Annotated in this window: 26 protein-coding genes and 1 other RNA gene; 18 read left to right on the top strand and 9 right to left on the bottom strand. The window is 42.2% G+C overall.

The window, feature by feature from the left end; translation table 11 throughout:
- The 13 genes from RBI_RS07975 to RBI_RS07930 all read left to right on the top strand — a co-directional run bounded on the left by RBI_RS07975 (position 1) and on the right by RBI_RS07930 (position 6,424).
- Positions 1-372: a hypothetical protein gene (locus RBI_RS07975; protein WP_038672196.1), complete on the top strand. Its 372-nt coding sequence runs from the start codon at positions 1-3 to the stop codon at positions 370-372.
- A gap of 5 nt (positions 373-377) precedes the next feature.
- Positions 378-1,058, top strand: a complete 681-nt coding sequence (locus RBI_RS07970; RefSeq protein WP_038672194.1) for a BppU family phage baseplate upper protein — start codon at positions 378-380, stop codon at positions 1,056-1,058.
- 11 nt (positions 1,059-1,069) lie between these two features.
- Entirely contained in the window at positions 1,070-1,267 is a 198-nt protein-coding gene (locus RBI_RS07965; RefSeq protein ID WP_038672192.1) for a hypothetical protein, read from the top strand.
- Positions 1,268-1,282: 15 nt separating this feature from the next.
- Positions 1,283-1,471, top strand: coding sequence for a hypothetical protein (locus RBI_RS07960; RefSeq protein WP_038672190.1), 189 nt, complete (start codon positions 1,283-1,285; stop codon positions 1,469-1,471).
- A gap of 2 nt (positions 1,472-1,473) precedes the next feature.
- Positions 1,474-2,859 (top strand): DUF6273 domain-containing protein, encoded by a 1,386-nt coding sequence (locus RBI_RS07955; RefSeq protein ID WP_038672188.1) that lies wholly within the window; start codon positions 1,474-1,476, stop codon positions 2,857-2,859.
- Positions 2,860-2,899: 40 nt separating this feature from the next.
- A complete protein-coding gene (locus RBI_RS07950; RefSeq protein ID WP_038672186.1) occupies positions 2,900-3,313 on the top strand; it encodes a four helix bundle protein in 414 nt (137 codons plus the stop codon).
- A gap of 29 nt (positions 3,314-3,342) precedes the next feature.
- A complete protein-coding gene (locus tag RBI_RS15590; protein WP_367576854.1) occupies positions 3,343-3,480 on the top strand; it encodes a DUF6273 domain-containing protein in 138 nt (45 codons plus the stop codon).
- Positions 3,481-3,615: 135 nt separating this feature from the next.
- Positions 3,616-4,659, top strand: coding sequence for an RNA-directed DNA polymerase (locus tag RBI_RS07945; RefSeq protein WP_038672184.1), 1,044 nt, complete (start codon positions 3,616-3,618; stop codon positions 4,657-4,659).
- Between the two features lie 2 nt (positions 4,660-4,661).
- Complete coding sequence (locus RBI_RS14955) at positions 4,662-4,832, top strand: hypothetical protein (protein WP_158455128.1); 171 nt, start codon at positions 4,662-4,664, stop codon at positions 4,830-4,832.
- Positions 4,819-4,977: an XkdX family protein gene (locus RBI_RS14615; RefSeq protein ID WP_081855996.1), complete on the top strand. Its 159-nt coding sequence runs from the start codon at positions 4,819-4,821 to the stop codon at positions 4,975-4,977. Before RBI_RS14955 ends, RBI_RS14615 begins: the two co-directional genes overlap by 14 nt.
- Positions 4,978-5,424: a phage holin family protein gene (locus RBI_RS07940; RefSeq protein ID WP_038672182.1), complete on the top strand. Its 447-nt coding sequence runs from the start codon at positions 4,978-4,980 to the stop codon at positions 5,422-5,424.
- Positions 5,424-5,603, top strand: a complete 180-nt coding sequence (locus tag RBI_RS07935) for a hypothetical protein (RefSeq protein ID WP_038672180.1) — start codon at positions 5,424-5,426, stop codon at positions 5,601-5,603. Before RBI_RS07940 ends, RBI_RS07935 begins: the two co-directional genes overlap by 1 nt.
- Before the next feature lie 2 nt (positions 5,604-5,605).
- Positions 5,606-6,424, top strand: a complete 819-nt coding sequence (locus tag RBI_RS07930) for a GH25 family lysozyme (RefSeq protein WP_038672178.1) — start codon at positions 5,606-5,608, stop codon at positions 6,422-6,424.
- A 97-nt stretch (positions 6,425-6,521) separates the two neighbouring features.
- On the opposite strand, the gene ssrA is transcribed toward RBI_RS07930, so the two are convergent.
- Positions 6,522-6,881: a transfer-messenger RNA gene (ssrA, locus tag RBI_RS14610) on the bottom strand.
- Between the two features lie 3 nt (positions 6,882-6,884).
- Positions 6,885-7,352, bottom strand: a complete 468-nt coding sequence (gene smpB, locus RBI_RS07925) for an SsrA-binding protein SmpB (RefSeq protein WP_022286588.1) — start codon at positions 7,350-7,352, stop codon at positions 6,885-6,887.
- Positions 7,353-7,568: 216 nt separating this feature from the next.
- On the opposite strand from smpB, the gene RBI_RS07920 reads away from it, so the two are divergent.
- The gene (locus RBI_RS07920; protein WP_242843635.1) at positions 7,569-8,936 is read left to right on the top strand and encodes an MATE family efflux transporter; all 1,368 of its coding nucleotides are present in this window, start codon (positions 7,569-7,571) and stop codon (positions 8,934-8,936) included.
- Between the two features lie 419 nt (positions 8,937-9,355).
- Here the strand turns inward: RBI_RS07920 and RBI_RS07915 are convergent, their stop codons facing one another.
- From RBI_RS07915 to RBI_RS07905, 3 genes are all read right to left on the bottom strand, one after another.
- Positions 9,356-9,964 carry a formate/nitrite transporter family protein gene (locus tag RBI_RS07915; protein ID WP_302465495.1) on the bottom strand — a complete coding sequence of 203 codons (609 nt, stop codon included), beginning with the start codon at positions 9,962-9,964 and terminating at the stop codon, positions 9,356-9,358.
- Positions 9,965-10,169: 205 nt separating this feature from the next.
- Positions 10,170-11,069, bottom strand: a complete 900-nt coding sequence (locus RBI_RS07910) for a hypothetical protein (RefSeq protein ID WP_038672174.1) — start codon at positions 11,067-11,069, stop codon at positions 10,170-10,172.
- 313 nt (positions 11,070-11,382) lie between these two features.
- Positions 11,383-12,408: an NERD domain-containing protein gene (locus RBI_RS07905; protein WP_038672172.1), complete on the bottom strand. Its 1,026-nt coding sequence runs from the start codon at positions 12,406-12,408 to the stop codon at positions 11,383-11,385.
- Between the two features lie 335 nt (positions 12,409-12,743).
- Here RBI_RS07905 and RBI_RS07900 point away from each other — a divergent pair, with 335 nt between their 5' ends.
- From RBI_RS07900 to RBI_RS07880, 4 genes are all read left to right on the top strand, one after another.
- Entirely contained in the window at positions 12,744-13,370 is a 627-nt protein-coding gene (locus RBI_RS07900; protein WP_038672170.1) for an esterase, read from the top strand.
- Positions 13,349-13,654, top strand: a complete 306-nt coding sequence (locus tag RBI_RS07895) for a hypothetical protein (protein WP_038672168.1) — start codon at positions 13,349-13,351, stop codon at positions 13,652-13,654. Before RBI_RS07900 ends, RBI_RS07895 begins: the two co-directional genes overlap by 22 nt.
- 321 nt (positions 13,655-13,975) lie before the next feature.
- Positions 13,976-15,137 (top strand): IS3 family transposase gene (locus tag RBI_RS07885; protein ID WP_242843625.1). Its coding sequence is split into 2 segments (ribosomal slippage): positions 13,976-14,260 and positions 14,262-15,137, totalling 1,161 coding nucleotides; the frame shifts between segments, so codons are not numbered across the junction.
- A 121-nt stretch (positions 15,138-15,258) separates the two neighbouring features.
- Positions 15,259-15,504 (top strand): hypothetical protein, encoded by a 246-nt coding sequence (locus RBI_RS07880; RefSeq protein ID WP_038672166.1) that lies wholly within the window; start codon positions 15,259-15,261, stop codon positions 15,502-15,504.
- Between the two features lie 140 nt (positions 15,505-15,644).
- Here the strand turns inward: RBI_RS07880 and RBI_RS07875 are convergent, their stop codons facing one another.
- The 4 genes from RBI_RS07875 to RBI_RS07860 all read right to left on the bottom strand — a co-directional run bounded on the left by RBI_RS07875 (position 15,645) and on the right by RBI_RS07860 (position 18,382).
- On the bottom strand, positions 15,645-16,436 hold the full coding sequence (locus tag RBI_RS07875; RefSeq protein ID WP_367576853.1) for a class I SAM-dependent methyltransferase: 792 nt from the start codon (positions 16,434-16,436) through the stop codon (positions 15,645-15,647).
- A gap of 187 nt (positions 16,437-16,623) precedes the next feature.
- On the bottom strand, positions 16,624-16,821 hold the full coding sequence (locus tag RBI_RS07870) for a hypothetical protein (RefSeq protein WP_038672164.1): 198 nt from the start codon (positions 16,819-16,821) through the stop codon (positions 16,624-16,626).
- Between the two features lie 105 nt (positions 16,822-16,926).
- Complete coding sequence (locus RBI_RS07865) at positions 16,927-17,562, bottom strand: GyrI-like domain-containing protein (protein ID WP_038672162.1); 636 nt, start codon at positions 17,560-17,562, stop codon at positions 16,927-16,929.
- A 91-nt stretch (positions 17,563-17,653) separates the two neighbouring features.
- Positions 17,654-18,382 (bottom strand): metallophosphoesterase, encoded by a 729-nt coding sequence (locus RBI_RS07860; protein WP_038672160.1) that lies wholly within the window; start codon positions 18,380-18,382, stop codon positions 17,654-17,656.
- Positions 18,383-18,390: the final 8 nt, after the last annotated feature.

Raw genomic sequence — 18,390 nt, 5'->3', positions numbered from 1 at the left:
ATGAAAATCAAGAAATCAAACGCTGAACTCGAGCAGAAGCTAGAGCAGATCAAAACGTTAATCAAGCAGAAAATCGAATTGCCGTCCAAAACATCATACGCTATTATCAAAAATAAAATTGCGATAGAGCGGGCATTAGAGCCGTTCGTTTTATCTCGTGATGAGATCATAAAGAATAAGGCGGGCGGCAAAACAAGTGTATCAGCCAAAGACGACCCGAAAGCATTCAATGAGATATGCGAGGCTATAAACGAAATAGCCTTAGAGCTGTCCGAGGTGGAAATATCAACAATAAAGCTATCTGATATAGCAGAAAGAGAAATGCCTCTTAGCGCTATTGACGCACTTTCTTTTATGATCGAGGAGGGCTAACTTATATGAAAAGTTCAACAAGCATATCGCTTGATGTTTCACGTTCGACAGCTCCGCCGATAGTATTCGCCAAGCAAGGTGACAGCAGCAGCCGCTACGTTAATATTACGATAACAGATAGCGGCAAGCCGTATACGCTTGACAGCGGTATTACAGCACGAATAAGAGCGGTTAAGGCAGATAAGAAAGCAGTATTCAACAACGCTACTATTGAAAATAACGTAATCGTAGCAGAACTCACAGAACAGATACTAGCAGTTGAGGGCTATGTTATCGCTGAAATATCTCTGTACAAAGAAAGCTCACTACTTACAACGCAGTATTTCTATATTGCGGTGCAGCGCTCGGCAGTATCAGACGACGAGATAACGTCTACGAATGAGTATAAGGCGCTTGCTGAGGCTTTGAATGAAGCGAGCAAAGCTGTTGATATAGCCTCAGCTGCCGCAAGCAAGGCGAACTCCGCCGCCGATAATGCAGACACGGCGAGAGAAAGCCTTACAGGAGCGGTCAATACAGTAATAGCTACTGCTAACGCCGCAACTGAGCGGGCTAATAAGGCTGCTGAGAGCGTCGGTGATGTAATCGACGGCATAGCTCTTAAAAATAATGATACTGGAGCAACGTTCGTTGTTAAACTCAGAATAACCGACGGCAAGCCTTATGCCGTATGTGAAACGTTATAAGGAGGGATAATGTGATAACTATATACAAGGCGACAACTTCACTCGCAGACAGAGCGCCTATACTGGAGCTTAGAGGAAAGTCAACCGATACTAAGCCTACGGATATGATATGCGGGTACAAAGTCGGAAACGGCTCGACTTTTTTTGAAATCGACACAGGCGAGGTTTTCGTTTTCGACGGTGAAGCTCTATCCTGGGTAAAGATATAGGAGGCAGCACAAATAATGGACTTAGAAGCAACCGCTATTGCGAGGAAAACCGTAAAATCAGCTAATGCGGCAGCAACAGCCGCAAACGCAGCGGCAGCAGAAGCAGAAAAGGCCGTGAAAGACATTTATCACGACAAGAATTTTTTACTATCAGTAAACAGCGATAAAAGTTTATCGTTGACATATAAAGAAACGGAGGAATAACAATGGCAGAAACAATAGACCTCGTAAGAGACAGCACTATGCAGGGCATAGCTCGTTCGGTAGCTGCGATTGCAGCGAACACGGGCGGTCTTAAAATCAACAGCTTTGCAGACGTGCAGGCTATCGTAAGAGCGGGTATGGCAGACAAGGTGTTTGCTATCGGCGATCAGATCATAGCCGAAAAAGAAACTGCGATAACTGCAACCGTCGGCAACACAGAGGGCACAAGCGGCATTACCGCTGCCACAGTAGCCGCAGACACGTTCATAGCGGCGGTAGGTACATCACACAACGGGGAGTATGAGTTTTCATATAACGGCGCTGAGTGGCATTTCAATGGTGAGCCTGTACAGCTTTCAGCGTATGGTATCACAGTAACGGGTACACCGAAAGCAGGCGACGAGGTGCTTGTGCACGAAACGACAAACAAGCTTGTGTTTGACATCATCGGCATAGATCACGACACGCCCGCCGATAGTCAGTTTGAGCACTCCCTAACTTTGCAGCTCCACGATCTCTATCAGAACATTCAGTTCGACAGCACGGAAGCAATATACTATGCCCGTGAAGAACTTGTGGCAGGAACATATAACATAACATTGCCTGCAGGCTATGACGTGGAAAACGGTGGCGGTAAAACATACCAGTTTACGCTCACAAAACCTGTACCCGCAGCGGGTCAGATTATGTTTCCGTGGGCATATCAGCAGCAGGCATCAGCTACAAAGGTTTCGACGTATGTTAATGCTAATGCTAGTGCGGTTATTGAAACTGTATCTGTTCAGGAGGGCTCAGAGGGAACGTCGCTCGGAATGGCAGACGGCACCGTGTCAGACCTCAATCACATTCATCGTGCTCGCTATGGCTCTAACAACTGGGCTGAGAGTGATCTCAGAATGAGGCTTAACAGCTCTGCCGCTCCTGGCGGAACGTGGACGAGGCAGAGCAAGTTTTCACGCAAGCCGTCCTGGGCGGACACCGAAAGCGGCTTTCTGCGTGGCGTAGACCCCGATTTCCTTTCAGTTCTCGGCGAGGTCACGAAAGTAACGGCGCTCAACACACTTACTGACGGTGGAGGTTCTAAAACAAGCACGGAGAAAATATTCTTGCTTTCATGTTCCGAAGTTTACGGAAATTTTGAAAATAGCGTTGATGAGGGTGCAGCGTACCCATACTATAAAAACTACTCAGACTTTGCGAGCAAAAACGATGGCAACGACACGAACCGCATTAAGTATCAAAGTAACGGCACGCCGTACTATTGGTGGCTGCGTGCTCCTGACACCGGCAACGCTCTCTACGTGCGTGACGTCTACCCGACAGGAGCTATCAACTACAGCGGTGCGTACAACAGTAACGGGCTCGCCCCGGCTTGTTGCATTATTTAATCTATAATCGCCCTCGATAGAGGGCGGAAAGGAGAAAGCAATGTCAGTTGTAAAATCGAAACAAACCGAGGGCAAGTTATTAGTAGTAACCAAAGCGAGAGAGCTCGCCGCATATACAATTAAGATATGTTCAAATGAAAAGAACTTTCCTAAGCGTTATAGGTGGTGCATTACTGCTAAAATCGTTGATTGCGCCATTGATGTGAGTAGCAACGTTAATGCAGCCAATTCTATTTACGTTAATGATGATAACAAGAAAGATTATCAGCTAAGGCGACAGTATCAGACGAAAGCTCTTGCTGAAACATACGCCTTACTAAGTATGATTGACATTGCATATAGTGTTTTCAGTATAGAAAGCAAACGTATTGAGTATTGGACTAGACTTGTAAACGAAGTTCAAGTGTTACTGCGTAATTGGAGAAAGTCCGATTACGATAGATACGGAAAGTAAATTAGGGTAATAGTTGTTTTATTTCTGCTTTGTGGTGGCTGCGTACTCCTAACACCGGCAACGCTAACAACGTGCGTAACGTCAACCCGACAGGAGCTATCAACAACAACAATGCGAACAACAGTAACGGGCTCGCCCCGGATTGTGATAATGCTAGCTTAAAGTAGGCTCAATAGCTGAAATCAATGCAATCACACAAGGAACTATTATCCTAGCCGATATGGTGAAAGTATAACGTTGATGTGATTTACTTTATGAGTAAGTATCACTATTAACAACGTAAGTTTTGTAGAAGAGATAATATGACAGTAAAAGAGAATGTATGTGACTTTGAAAATCTGTATAAGGCAATGCTTGTATGCAGAAGAAATGTGATGTGGAAAGATAGCACAGCGGGTTTCGTTAAGAACGGCTTGACAAACTGTTATAAACTAAAAGACGAGCTTATGAGCGGAAAGTACAAAATCGGTGATTATACCGTTTTTAAAATCTACGAGCCGAAAGAACGTGTTATCGTAAGCACAAGAATAAAAGACAGGGTGTTTCAACGTTCGTTATGTGATAATTACCTTACAGAACAGATAACGAGATCTTTTATATACGATAATTGCGCTTGTCAAAAGGGTAAAGGAACAGATTTCGCCCGTGAGCGATTGAAATGTCATATGCAGCGATTTTATAGAAAATCGGGTCTAAACGGTTATATTATTAAGTGTGATATTTCGGATTATTTCGGCTCTACGCCTCACAGCGTCGCTTGCGCTGCTGTTCGGAAAAGAGTTTCTGACGATTGGGCGTATGCTGAAACCGAAAGAATTATAAACAGCTTTACGCAAGGAGTTGACCCGTCAAAAGGAATGGGCTTAGACTCGCAAGTCACGCAGCTTATTCAGCTTGCAGTATTAGACGACATCGACCATTTAATTAAAGAGCAACTAGGCATAAAGTATTATGTTCGTTATATGGACGATTTCATACTTATACATCAAAGCAAAGAATATTTGACATTTTGCAAAGAGCACATAGGCGAAGAACTCGAGAAACTAGGGCTAAAATTTAGTAAGAAGAAAACTCAATTATTCCCGATTAAACAGCCCATACACTTCTTAGGTTTCAGTTTTAGGCTTACAAGTACAGGAAAGGTCATAATGCGTGTATTGCCGGAAAAGGTCACGAGAGCTCGCCGCAAGCTCGCAAAGCTTGTGCAATTATGTGAACGTGGCGCAATGATCCGAGAACAAGTTGACGAGTGTTTCAAGTCCTGGGCTTCGCACGCAAGCAAAGGGAACTGCTATAAGCTGATAGATAGTATGCAGGAATATTATTATAATCTATGGAGGGAATAGCTATGTTTGGCTACATATCAGTAAAAGACCAGCTTATAAAAGAGCGACAGAAAAGCGCCGCACTTAAGGTGGAAAACGACAGAAACGCCGCTAATATTGACTATATAGCAATGGTGTTTGATGTAGAACTCGAAAACGAAAAAGAGGAGGTGCTTGAAAATGTCACAGAGTAAGAAATATGCTAAGGTCAAAGACTACTACGAACGTGGTTTGTGGGATATACGCAAGGTATATGACGCAGTAGTGCACAAGTGGATCACAGCCGAAGAATATAAAGAAATCACAGGATATGATTTCGACGACGGCAAGGAGGCATAAATGAAAGAAAACGTATTTAAGGGCATTGTCGCCGCCGCCCTAGGCGGTCTGTCTGCATATTTCGGCGTTATAGCTATACCGCTGCTTATATTGATCGCCGTTATGATTATAGACTATCTGAGCGGGCTTGCGAAAGCGTGGTATAAGAGTGACCTAAGTAGCCGAATAGGGATTGTCGGAGCTGTCAAAAAGCTCTGCTATATCCTTGTAGTGTGCGTAGCGGGTGTCACGGACTGGCTCATAAGTGAGGGGCTGTCCTCGGTGGGAATTGATATAGGATTTAGCTATTATTTCGGCGTAATCGTCACAGTATGGCTCATCATCAATGAGTGTATAAGCATTCTCGAAAACCTTTCCGTTCTCGGCGTGCCGTTGCCGTCATTTCTCGTTAAAATCGTACACCGTTTAAAAATAACAGTTGAAGAAAGCCAAGGAGGAGAACAGTAATGACAAACATTTCAGAGCAGGAAAAAAATGAAATATTCAAGAGCTTTGCGTTCGGTATGACATATGATGAGATTTCGGACGTTTACGAAATTGACCTTACCGACGTTAAAAAGCTCTTGACAGATAACGCCGACAAGGTCAATAAGATCAAGTCCTACTACAAGAAAATGGAGGAATAAAAATGGCTACATACAAAGGCGTAGACGTATCTCAGCATAACGGAAACGTTGATACAAAGAAGCTCAAAGCAAGCGGCATAAACTTTGTAATGATACGATCGAGCTACGGCGACATAATGTCTTATCCTAGGCAGATTGACAAAAAGTTCGAGCGTAATTATGCAAACGCAAAGGCCGCAGGACTTAACATAGGTTTCTATCACTATATGTATGCAGATACAGTAGAGGCAGCGAAGAGAGAAGCAACAGGCTTTGTCAATCTCATCAAGTCTAAATGCCCATTCTCTATGCCTGTTGCGCTCGACATAGAAGAAGCTGCACAATATAATATGCCCGGACTGCGTGACGACATCATCAAAGCTTTTATTAGCGTTGTTGAGGCGGCGGGATATTATTGTATGCTCTATTCTTACGAAGCTTTTCTCACCGCCAAAGTGTCGGCAGCTATCAGAAGTCGCTATGCAATATGGTGTGCGAATATCACCCGAGCCCCGTCAATAGCGCATAAAATGCACCAGCACAGCTTTACAGGGAGAGTAAACGGCGTTACAGGCAGCGTTGACCTCGATACTGCAAAAGTCAATTTCCCGTCAATCATAAAAGCCGCAGGGCTTAACGGCTATAAGAAAAATGTTACACCGCCGGAGCCGAAAAAAGACACACCTAAAAAGACAGTAACTAGATATACAGTCAAAAAGGGTGATACTCTTTCGGCGATAGCCGCAAGATACAAAACGACAGTCGCAAAAATCGTTAAGGACAACAACATAAAAAATGCTAATCTTATCTATGCAGGACAGGTAATCAAAATTATCAAGTAAGAATAAACGCCTCATGAAATCAATCATGAGGCGTTGTTATTATTCCGAAAAGACCACTCACAAAGAATATATTTGTTGTGTTCGTCTTTTCAACATTTGGTGGAGGTGAGGAGAATCGAACTCCTGTCCGAAAGCCTATCCCCACGAACTTCTACGAGTGTATTCTGTTATTGCGGAAAACTCCCGTTCCCTTGCACAAAGGCAAACAGACACGCCTGTGTGTTTGGTAGGCTGTGATACATCACAAGGCTACAGCCGTCGCTTTGTAACGTTCACCACTGATCGACGCCTTTACCAAAGCCGTGGTACTCTAAGGCAAGACGAGCGCTGACTTAAGCAGCAGCTAATTCAAAATTATCGTTGTCGTCTAATTTTAAAACGTACGCCGTTTAAAGAGTGTGCGCTCCTCTACTCGCTTATCGTGCTTCAAAACCCCCGTCGAAACCTTTACACCCCCGTGTTAGTTTCGCTCTTTCATGGCACGCTCTATGTCACGCTGTGCGGCTTTCTTTGCCATGTCGTCACGCTTGTCATAAAGCTTTTTACCTTTGCAAAGCCCAAGTGCAAGCTTGACTCTGCTGCCTTTGAAATACAGCGACATCGGGATAAGCGTAAGACCCTCCTGCTGTACCTTTCCGAACAGCCTCAGTATCTCACGTTTGTGGAGCAGCAGCTTTCTCTCCCGGCGTGGATCACGGTTGAAAATATTGCCGTGTTCATAAGGGGATATGTGCATACCCTTGACCCACATCTCTCCGTCCTCGATAGAACACCAACTGTCTTTCAGATTGACGCCGCCATTCCTTATAGACTTGACCTCTGTTCCCACAAGCTCGATACCGCACTCTATCTGCTCCAGCACGAAATAATCGTGACGTGCCTTTCGGTTGTCGGCAATCTGCTTTGTGCCTTTTTTGTCTATCGCCATACTGCTCACCTCCCGTGGAATATTATTATAACACCATTTCATGCCTTTGTCAACAGGCAAAGAGTTCAAAAAATTGTACAAATGGTCGGAATGTTTAGATTTTTACACATCTCTGTGTGTGCTTATGTGCAAATTCGGGTATTGAAATAGCTTTGATGGTGTGATATAATATTAGGTATGAGAAATAGTTAGTTGAAAGATGAGAGAAGATCTGGTATGAAAAATAAGAAAATAGATATGTTAAACGGTCCGCTTGTGGGCAAGATCGTTATTTTTGCACTGCCCCTTGCATTGTCAAGTATTTTGCAGCAGCTTTTTAACTCCGCTGACCTTGCGGTGGTGGGCAGATTTGACAGCGACAAAGCCATGGCGGCGGTTGGAAGCAATTCTTCATTGGTGAACCTTATTGTAAGCCTTTTTCTGGGGCTTTCTGTCGGCGCGAACGTTGTGGTGGCCAGGCTTATAGGTCAGGGGAGAAAAGATAAGGCAAACGAGGCTGTACATACGGTGGTGCTTTTGGCGGTCATAAGCGGATTTATCATACTGGGTGTAGGCGAGATACTTGCACCGATACTCCTTGGCATGATGAATGTGCCTGACGATGTTTTAAAGCTTGCAACGCTGTATCTCAGGATATTTTTCTTTGCAATGCCTTTTATCGAGATATATGACTTTGGTTCGGCAGTGCTTAGAAGCAAGGGCGACAGCACCAGACCTCTTTACGCTCTTATCACCGCAGGCGTTATAAATGTTATTCTGAACCTTGTGTTCGTGATCGTGTTCAAAATGGGTGTGGCAGGCGTTGCAACGGCAACTGTTATATCAAATTTTTTCAGTGCCTGCATGATACTTTACTTTCTTACCCACGAGGAGGAGATGCTAAGACTTGATGTCAGAAAGCTCAGGATACGCTGGGAATATCTCCTCGGTATCATAAAGATAGGCTTGCCGGCTGGTTTGCAGAGCATGGTTTTCTCACTGTCAAACGTTGTGATACAGGCGGCGATAAACAGCTTCGGTTCAGACGGTATCGCCGGAAGCACAGCGGAACAGAATTTTGAGTTCATGGCATATTTTGTGATAAATGCTTTCGCTCAGACTGCGACCACCTTTACAAGTCAGAATTTTGCGGCTCAGGATAAGGAACGCTGTAAAAAGATATACAGGCTTTGCACTTTTATCGGGCTTGCGAGCTGTCTTGGGCTGAGTCTGATATTCCTTATTGGCAGACACCTTTTTATACAGATCTTCTCAACGGACGAGAACGTTATACACTACGCAATGATAAGAATGTGGTCAGTTTGCCTGCTGGAGCTTCTTACGGGTGTTTACGAAATATCGGGCGGCTGTCTTAGGGGAATGGGTCACTCTATGACGCCTGCGGTCATAACTGTGCTTGGCACCTGCGTGTTCAGGCTTGTGTGGGTGAACACGATTTATGCGGCTCACAGAAGCTATCTTATGCTCATGATAGTTTACCCTGTTTCCTGGGTGATAACAGGCACTGCGGTAACAGTGGCTTACTTTATCATACGGCGCAAAGAGTTTGCACAGATAGGTAAACGCAGGGCGGATATTATTTGATAGACAGGCGACAATTTAGATAGACGTGGGAAGGGGCAAACGCTGTTCGCCTCTACAGAAAAAGATAAATTTACACTCTGAAAACTTTAGGATTTTCGGAGTGCAGATTTTTTTGAAAAAAGTCGCAACTGTCCAAAAAAAGTTACCACAAATGGTTTTTAGTGTGATATAATACATACATCAGGAACGAACAAAGACTTCTGCACACTCCTTCTAAATTGTTTAAATTGTGTTTTATTTGTTATCTTATGATGTTTACTACTCTTTTGTTTGATTTTGTTTTGGTTTTTGAAACTTTGCGATGTTTTCATAATACCCCTTTACTGTGTTCCTGAGAGCAGAAGTCATTTTTTTACCGCAGTTCTTTTTGAACTGCGGTATCTTTTTTTATGTGTTACATAAGCTTATAAAAACAGGCGTCATGCTTTTGATACAAAGCCTTTTCGCAGAAGGGGGATAAGTATTCCGCCAATGGAGTTGCCAAGGGACATTATAATAAGGTAGCCAAAGGCTTTAATGCTCCATAAGTCTGCTATGGTAAAGAAATACATATTAGCGACGCAGTGTTCAAAGCCACTGAGGATAAAGACCACAACGGGGAGAAATATTGCAAGTATCTGTCCCGCAGGGTTTTGGATAGTTTTATAGCCGTCTGCGGCAACGAACATAAGTATTCCGCAGAAAAATGATAGGATAAAAACGCTTGTGATATTATCCCCAAGCTTTATATTGCAAAGCTCTGTGGCTTTGTCGCTTATGGTGGATATGCGTGTTTGGGTAATAAGCAGGGCGGAGATGACGGCTCCTGCAAAATTGCCCAGCCATATCAGACAAAGCTCACCGAGATAAGAGGGTTTGTTTTCAACTGCATAGCCGACTTTTCCTGTGAAGAGATCAAAGCCGAAAGACAGTATCACAAACAGTCCTATGCCGAAAAGAAACGCTCCCAGATATTTGTTAGGGCAGGAAAGATAGACTGTTCCGCCTATGGCTATCGCCACGCCTGTGAGCAAAGAACGCAGAAATATGTCGATAATTTTTTTTCATGTAAATTCTCCTATAACTTTTTTGTGACAAAGCACTGTGTTATTATACTATATTATAATGGCTGTTTCAACAAAAAAGTGGCATTGTTTACACTTATTTTGATTTTTGTTTCCAAGTAAGCCATGGGTAACATGAGCTTTGTGACATATTTCTTGTGATATTTGAGATATGCAATGTGAAGAATAGTCAGAACAGATCCAGCATACTGTCGAGATAAATTTGCTCTCTGACCTTTAGCTGATGTTCGGGTCTTGTCATATAGTAGAGCAGAAATTCAAGTATCAGGGCGCTTCCAAGGCTTCTGCCCTCTATTTTGAAGTTTGAAAATCCCATGGGGAGATAGGTGTTTTGGATATCCTCTATGCAGATAAAGGTGGGGCTTTCCATGGCTTTTGAAAAGCGGTAGCCCTCTGCGGCATTGGGTGCTTTGCAAACATGGTCGGGGCAGTTTTCACCGAGATTTTTGCGGCTGACGTTTTCATAGCAGTTTTTTCGGTCTGCACAGCCTACATAACAGCACTCGTTGCAAAGAAACTCAACCTTGTTTTTCTGCTCAGTGGTGAGATCGGAGAGTTTATCCAGGGCTTTGTTTAGGCGAAAGTCGGGGACTACATAGGAAAAATCGTCATTATCAAGCTCGTTTACAAGCTGAGAAAACTCGGTGAGGACTTTTGTGGTAGAGGACACAAAATAGAGGTGGGGATAATTCTCTTTCAGATATGAAAGAAGCAGGTCGAAGCATATTATCACGCCATTTTGTGGAGGCGGGCTTTGGGAAAACAGTCTGCAAAGCTCGTTGCACTTTTTGTCTGAAAGGTGTTCTTCCCTTAGCAGGGAATTGCTGAAGGTCAGCCGTGAGGAGATGTTATATTCTTTCATAAGGTCGAGGACTTCTCGTGGAGAATGTTCGCCGAAGCCTGCTCGTCCGCCGCCCCATATACAGTCGGCAGGTGCGCCATAGACAGAGCCTATTTCGCACCAGTCATAGAAATAATCTCTATGCTCACGGAATATGGGCAGGAAAGCGGCGTAAAGGTCATAAAACTCGAAAAGCCCCGGCAGGTGGTAGTATGCTTTATTGGTCATGTGGGGTCACCTCTTTTTTTATCATTATAGCATGGCGGGGGTGGGAAGTCAAAGTTATTTTTCCATTACTACTATCTTGTTTGAGATATTGCTCACAGGCTTTATCTTTTTAAGAAGCTTTGTTTTTTCATTCATATCCATTTTTCTTCCTCCTGCGGTGTCATCTGGCTAGTTGTGACTAACTCGTTTTTTTATAATAGCATATTGAGGGGAAATGTCAACAGAGGTGGGGCGGATAGGGGAGTTGGGGCAGAAAAATACCGATACAGGGGAGCTGTATCGGTGGATATATCTGAAGTTAGTTATTGTTATATCAATAATCTCCCAATATCATTAGAATGTCTTTACCGTATTTTAGGCATTTGGCATCACCAAAGCCTTTTATTGATTTTAGTTCTTCTAAAGTTTGAGGATTAGTTTTTATTATCTCTTCAAGCTGAGCATTATTAAAAATGAAATATGGCTTGATTTTTTCCTTAACACTTTGTTTGTAGCGATAGTCTTTTAATGCTTTATATACAGGTGAATTTTCAATGCTGTCAAAATATGTGTTTTGAATTGGCTCTTCCTTTACAGTAACTGTTTTTTCCTCATTGACTTCAAGCTGATATTTGGCAGTATAGTCAGTAGTATTTGGAATGCTGCTTTGCAGAAAGAAATCAGCCAATTCTTTCATTTGCTTATCTGACATATTTTCGTTTCGGCTTTCGTCATTCAGTCTTTTTATATAGCTGTTAAGTCCGTCAACTTTAACTATCTTGGATTTTATATCCTTAGGTGCATACTTCATGTCAATTATAGTTTTTGGATTAGCTAAAACAACTACTGACTTATATGTATCGTCAAAATAATGTTCAAAAATAGCCTTGGTGAGTAAGCCTTTAGTGTTTCGACGCTTTTCTTTTAGCATATCCAAATGACGCTGATTTTGAGTTATAGGGCTATATATACCTTCTTTATGATAGCGTTTTCCAAATTGAATGGTTCTAGTGAAATCTCCCTGATTATTAACAGTAATATTTCCATAGAGGTTTTTGCACTCAATTATCAGTATCACTTTTCGTGTGATTACTATATAGTCTATCTGCGTTGTAAGTCCATTTTCTTCAAAGAAAATATCGTGAAGAATATACATAGGCATATGACTGTTTTTCAGCTCAAACATCAATGCCTCTTCGCCTTTTATGCCATAGTAAACAAGTTTTTTGTCCTGTTCTATTTGTTCCTTGACACTTTCAGGTGCAAGCTTTGAATAAAAGTCCAGCTGCTCAAGTTGTTTTTTCGCACTGCTGTCCTCTTTTAGTACCACAGGTTCACGAAGTTTATCAAATAATCCCATATAATTTTCCTCCGATAGTTTTTTAGATAGTGTTATTATACCATATTCCGTATGTCATTTCAAGTATTTTACTTTGCAATGTGGTACAATTATTGTAGTACTACACAGATTAAAAGGGCTTGACTTTGAGGGCTGTTGAAATATTGCGGATAATGTGATATACTGTCAATAAACGAAATACCGCAGCAACGATAGGTCGGACAATGTGCTTGTCAGGTTTTCTTCTTTCGCAAGGCTAAGTGAGGCTTATCCTAATTATTTTGCGGATATAGGGGAATTTGTTGGCGTTGTAAAGGGGTACTTGAAGTGAGATACATTACAGAGGTGACGGCAAAATGACATACCATTATTATGGCGACAAAAATGCTGATATTGTTCTTATCCAGCCTGTGGGCGACCATGATCTGCCTGAGATAGAAAACGAGGTGGCAGAGATAAAAAAGCTCACGAGTGTGGATTTTCAGCTTATTGCGGTGAAGGTCGAGGATTGGAACGATGAGTTATCGCCTTGGAACGCTCCTGCGGTGTTTGGCAATGAGGGCTTCGGCAATGGAGCGGAAGACACTCTGGCGGAGATATTAACGCTTTGCTCGGACAAGAGCAAGAATTATTACATTGGCGGATATTCTCTGGCAGGGCTTTTTGCCTTGTGGGCGGCGTTTCAAACGGAGAAATTTTCAGGCGTTGCGGCGGCTTCTCCGTCGGTGTGGTTTCCTGATTTTGTGGGGTATATGAAAGAGAATAAGATAAAATGCGACGCTGTTTATCTCAGCCTTGGTGACAAGGAAGAAAGGACGAAAAATGCGGTCATGTCAAAGGTGGGCGACTGTATCCGTGAGAGTTATGATTTGCTGACGGGGCAGGGTATCGAATGCGCCCTTGAATGGAACAAGGGCGGGCATTTTAAAGGGCCTGCTTTGCGGACAGCTAAGGGGTTTGCTTGGGTGATGAACGGAAGATAGGGGAATGGCAATGGACAGGGAAAAATGTAAAACAGGCTTATGATATCGCAAAACTAAGAGACAGGTCGATCAAGGGAATAAAAGAGACAATATATTTTGACAACGCATCTATTGGCGTACTTTCAGAGATCATTACAGAAAACAACATTGTTGTTGCAAGCTCCAATAATGGTGCAGTGCAGAATATCGTAAATGAGCTTCCACTTACCAAGGAACAAATCGACCAAAAGTTTGTTGAGGAGCTTAAAGGTGCTGACTATTTTTGCAGTATCGCTCTCAAATAAAGCCTGTACTCACAATGGATTCAAACATTCTGAATATGCTTAGAGAATATTTTGGAGTGACTGAAAAATATTTATCAAATTCCGCATCAACGCAGACATTGACTGAATGTTGCCGCTACCCGTGCAAAAAAAGAATTTTATATTGTTGGAGATAAAAAATTATATCTGAATTGCGGCGGTGATGTGATCACTGAAACCTATGAGGTCATTTCAAAATACAAAAAGCAATATCCAGTATAATGTACCCTAGAAACTGAACACAAAATTGCCAAAACATCGTGACAGTGGTATAATAAAAGAAAGAAACAGGAGGACACGATAATGGCGAAGAGGAACACATACACACCGGAGTACAAGGCAAAAATCGTAATAGAAATACTGGAGGGAGAGCAGACGATCAGCGAGATAGCAAGTCGTGAAGGAATCAACGTCAATCAGCTGAAAAATTGGAAAAAGGAATTTCTTGAGAATGCATCCCGTGCCTTTAATGGTTCAAAATCAGAAAAGGAAGCAAAAAGAGCAGCTGAGAACTCAAAAAAGCGGGAAGAAAAGCTTATGCAGAAAATCGGTCACCTGACAGTTCAGGTGGACTGGCTCAAAAAAAAATCTGAAGAAGTGCTCGGACCTGACTGGAAGGAAAAGTCTGGTTATGAAGAATGATAGGCTGAACATTAAGGAACAGTGTGAACTGCTTGAAATCAACCGCACTTCGATGTACTATCAGCCTGTTGAACCGGCAGAAAAAGCCTTGGAGCGTGAGGAATACATCAAATCACGTATTGACTACTGGCACACAAAATTCTGCTACATTGGTCATCGGAAAATCAAAGAAAAGCTTGTACAGGAAGACGGGATTGCAATCGGCAGAAAGCTTGTCAGACGTTATATGGCGGAAATGAATATCTGTCCGGTTTATCCGAAATCCAATCTTTCAAAGCCCGGAAAGAACAGTTTAAAATTTCCGTATCTGCTGAAAAATCTAAAAATTGACCGACCAAATCAGGTATGGTCAATTGACATCACCTATATCAAAATGGGGCGTAGCCATATGTATCTGACAGCGATTATTGATTGGTACAGCCGTTTTATCGTGGGCTATGAATTGTCTGATACGCTGGATACTGCACCGGTTTTAGCAGCAGTCACAAATGCCATGGAACAATACGGCAATCCTGAAATTATCAATTCTGATCAGGGCAGCCAGTTTACAAGCAATGACTATATTGAATTTCTGAAAGCGAAGAATATCCGCCAGAGTATGGACGGAAAAGCTAGATGGGTGGATAATGTGGTAATTGAACGCTGGTTTCGCAGCTTGAAAACGGAGTTGATTTATATCAATGAATACAGCAATCCCAGAGAGCTGCGCCAGCAGATTGGTAGTTACATCAAGGATTACAACAACGAAAGACCCCATCAGGCGCTTGGCTACAAGTTGCCTGTGCAGGTTTACCAAGCCAAGTCTGTATGCAATGCTGCATAAATTTTGCTTACGTTTTTTGGATGGCTATACAAAGTTTTCGCTGTCACGATAATTTTTTTCATTTGTGTCTTGACAAGGGGGACATTATACAGAACTTATAGATGACGATGTAAATTCCGTAATGGAATATAATAATGACATTACGAGAATAGAAGGAGTCATAGCTGATGTAAAACGCGGTAAAAGAGCAAAATACGCAGAGGTTACGGGATATGATAATAAAACATATACCATTGATGAAAACATTTTTTCTCAGACCATTAATGCTGAAAACATAATAAGTAAGGGAAATCATATTTCTTTTGTTATTAAGTCTCAAGGCCCAAAGCGTACATATATAAAGGATATAATGCTTATTGCTCCATAATTTTAGAGGTATATTCACCTTTTTTTACTTGTATAAAATATATGCCCGTCAAACAACGCTGATACGCTGTTTGATGGGCTTTTTGCGTGGCGGAACTTCTAAATTTGGGATTATAGCATGGCGGGGGTGGGAAGTCAAAGTTATTTTTCCATTACTACTATCTTGTTTGAGATATTGCTCACAGGCTTTATCTTTTTGAGAAGCTTGAATATTGGGATAAACTCCGCCATTCCCTCGACGAGGCTGTGGTCTTCAATGTGGCGGAAGTTCGGTAGAAGCTTTGCAAGCTCTTTGCCGTCCTTGACGCCCCATGTGAATTTGGCTTTGCTGCCCTCGATCGACTTTTCTTTCATACGCTTTACCATAGTGGGGCTCATTGTCTCGACCAATACGGTGACGTGGTCAAAGCGTTTGCTTATGACGTCAAAAATCTCCTTTACTTCCTTTTCTGAGAGGTACATAGTCAGACCCTCGATAATGACGATAGCAGGGGCATCATGCTCGGTTATTTCTCCGCTCCAATCGTCCATGGCGGACATTGCTATCTGGGATATCTCGCCTGATTCAGGGAGAAGCTTTTCTCTTACGGCGATAGTTTCGGGCAGGTCAAGGTTATACCAATTGGTGTAGCCGTTCATTCTGTAACAGCGTGTATCAAGTCCGCAGGCGATATTCACCACCACTGCGTCTTTGTTTTTTGCAAGATACTTGTTCGCAAGCTTATCGAGGACTATTGTCCTTGCCACAACGCCGCTGTGCATTGCTGAGTCCTTATCGGCAAGTGAAAAATCATAGTTTATCTTATCTATTATCTCCACGGCTTTTGTATCTTTTATCGCACCCCTTGTTTTGGTTTCTTTTGCACGGGCATACACGGTTTGCAGCATAGTTTCAGGCACGCCTGAGAGCTTTGGTTTTTCATTCATATCCATTTTTCTTCCTCCTGTGGTGTTATTGAGATAGTTGCAACTAACTTACTTTTTTATGATAGCACATTGAGGGTAAAATGTCAATAGAGGTGGGGCGGATAGGGGCGTTGGGGCAGAAAAATACCGATACAGAGGGGCTGTATCGGTGGGGGTCATGTGAGTAAAGGGGTGAGAAATGGGAGGTCGTAGGTTAATGAGTCCATACAATTGCTGTTGCAGTAAGTATTTTTTTCACATCACCAGCACTGCATTTTTCACGTTCTGCAATTTCCTCGTATGATAAATATCTATTTAATTCTTTATCCATGTGCATTCTATAATCAATTATTTTATTTATAAATTCTTCTGTGTACTCCATTAGATTGAAATATTCTCTCATTTCTCTCATTACTTTGATTTCCTCCCATTTTTGATTAAAATGATCTTTAAAAAATCCTATTTATAAACACACTTTAATACGGCACATATCTCGTCTTATCATTATCGGTTACGTCTAAATTATCTTTTTTATTGGATGCCTAATGACAGTTTTCCATTTTTCAGGGACAACTCTCCTTGCATCTGAGAGATAAATTTCATGGTGTAACCTTGTCTTAGTTATGTCATTGACATATCCGTTTTTTTCTAAATATTCATCAATTAGAGCAATAGTAGCTGGTTCATCATCAAACGAACCCAAGTGCATTATTTGAACACATAATCCCTCGTCAATTGTCATTAGCTCTGCTGACGAACAATCTAACTTTTTCTTTTTAGTTGCTGTTTCAACTGCCCATTCAAAGTCTTTTTGAGTTATAAATTCAGGTAAACGGATAACAGATATCCAATTGAATGATGCCTTATCAGTATAGTCTATACCGTCTATGCCGTCCTGCCACCAAAAACCCTCAAGTGGTGGAACTACATATTCAAAAAATCCTTCAATTTTATGATCTGTTTTATAACTCATTTTCAGTGTATAAGCAACAGCATATAGCACACTAATTGCTTGTTGATATGCTCCACATACTTCATTTGGGTCGCCTTTTCCTCTGATTGCAATATAATTTGCTTTAGGAACAGTTACAATTTCTGGCTTGTTTTTAGGCATATAAAATTCTTTGTACTCTTTCTTAAAATCAAAAGCCATGATTACCTCCATAAAATATAATCTATAAATACGCTTTAATACGGCATAACCCCGTTTTGTCCTCGTCGGTTATGTTATTAGGACAAGTATATCACATTTTGAAGTGATTTTCAAGGGACTGGTTTATTTTGTCAACATAAAACTCCCTGTCTGTTTCAAAGCAGTATGCGCACAGCCGTCCACCTGAGGCACAGCCACAGTCTATGGCTATGTGTCCGTTGGCTTTGTAGGCTTCGGGTCTGCCGTGGTTGGGGATATTGGCGGTAGGGGTGTGACCTGTCACAAGGAAAGTATTCGGGTCGCTGAAATAGCGTTTTGAATAGTCGGCACGCTCCCAGATAAGCTGGTGGAGGGTATATTCATCAAGGGGCTTATCCTCGCTAAAGCCCCCAAGACCTGCATGGGTGAGGACAAAACGTTTGCCGTTTATGGTAATATCCTCATACATTGAGAAGCTTTTGAGAAACTCCATAAAGTCCATGCGGTCGGCTTTTGAGAGGGAGATAAATTCGCTGAAAGTGGGTTTGCCTCCGCTGGTGAGCCAATCTATCAGGTCTAGCCGTTCGTCTTTTGTAAGCTTGCTCACATCATTTTTTATAAGGTGGCGGAGATTGATATAGGCAAGGTGTTCGTGGTTGCCGAACAGCGGGATAACATTATCACGAGCCATGATGTCGTTATAGATCTCCATAGGTTTTTCGCCCCTGTCGCAGATGTCACCTAGGATATAGAGGGTATCGTCCTCAGAAAAGTTGATTTTTTCGAGAAGCTTAATATACTCCTCATAACAGCCGTGAATATCAGATATTGCATATGTCATAAAAGCAC

The organism is Ruminococcus bicirculans (ex Wegman et al. 2014) (assembly GCF_000723465.1).
GTDB classification, from domain to species: domain Bacteria; phylum Bacillota; class Clostridia; order Oscillospirales; family Ruminococcaceae; genus Hominimerdicola; species Hominimerdicola aceti.
The sequence above is the reverse complement of the archived record's forward strand: the minus strand, read 5'-3'. Positions and strand labels throughout refer to the sequence as shown.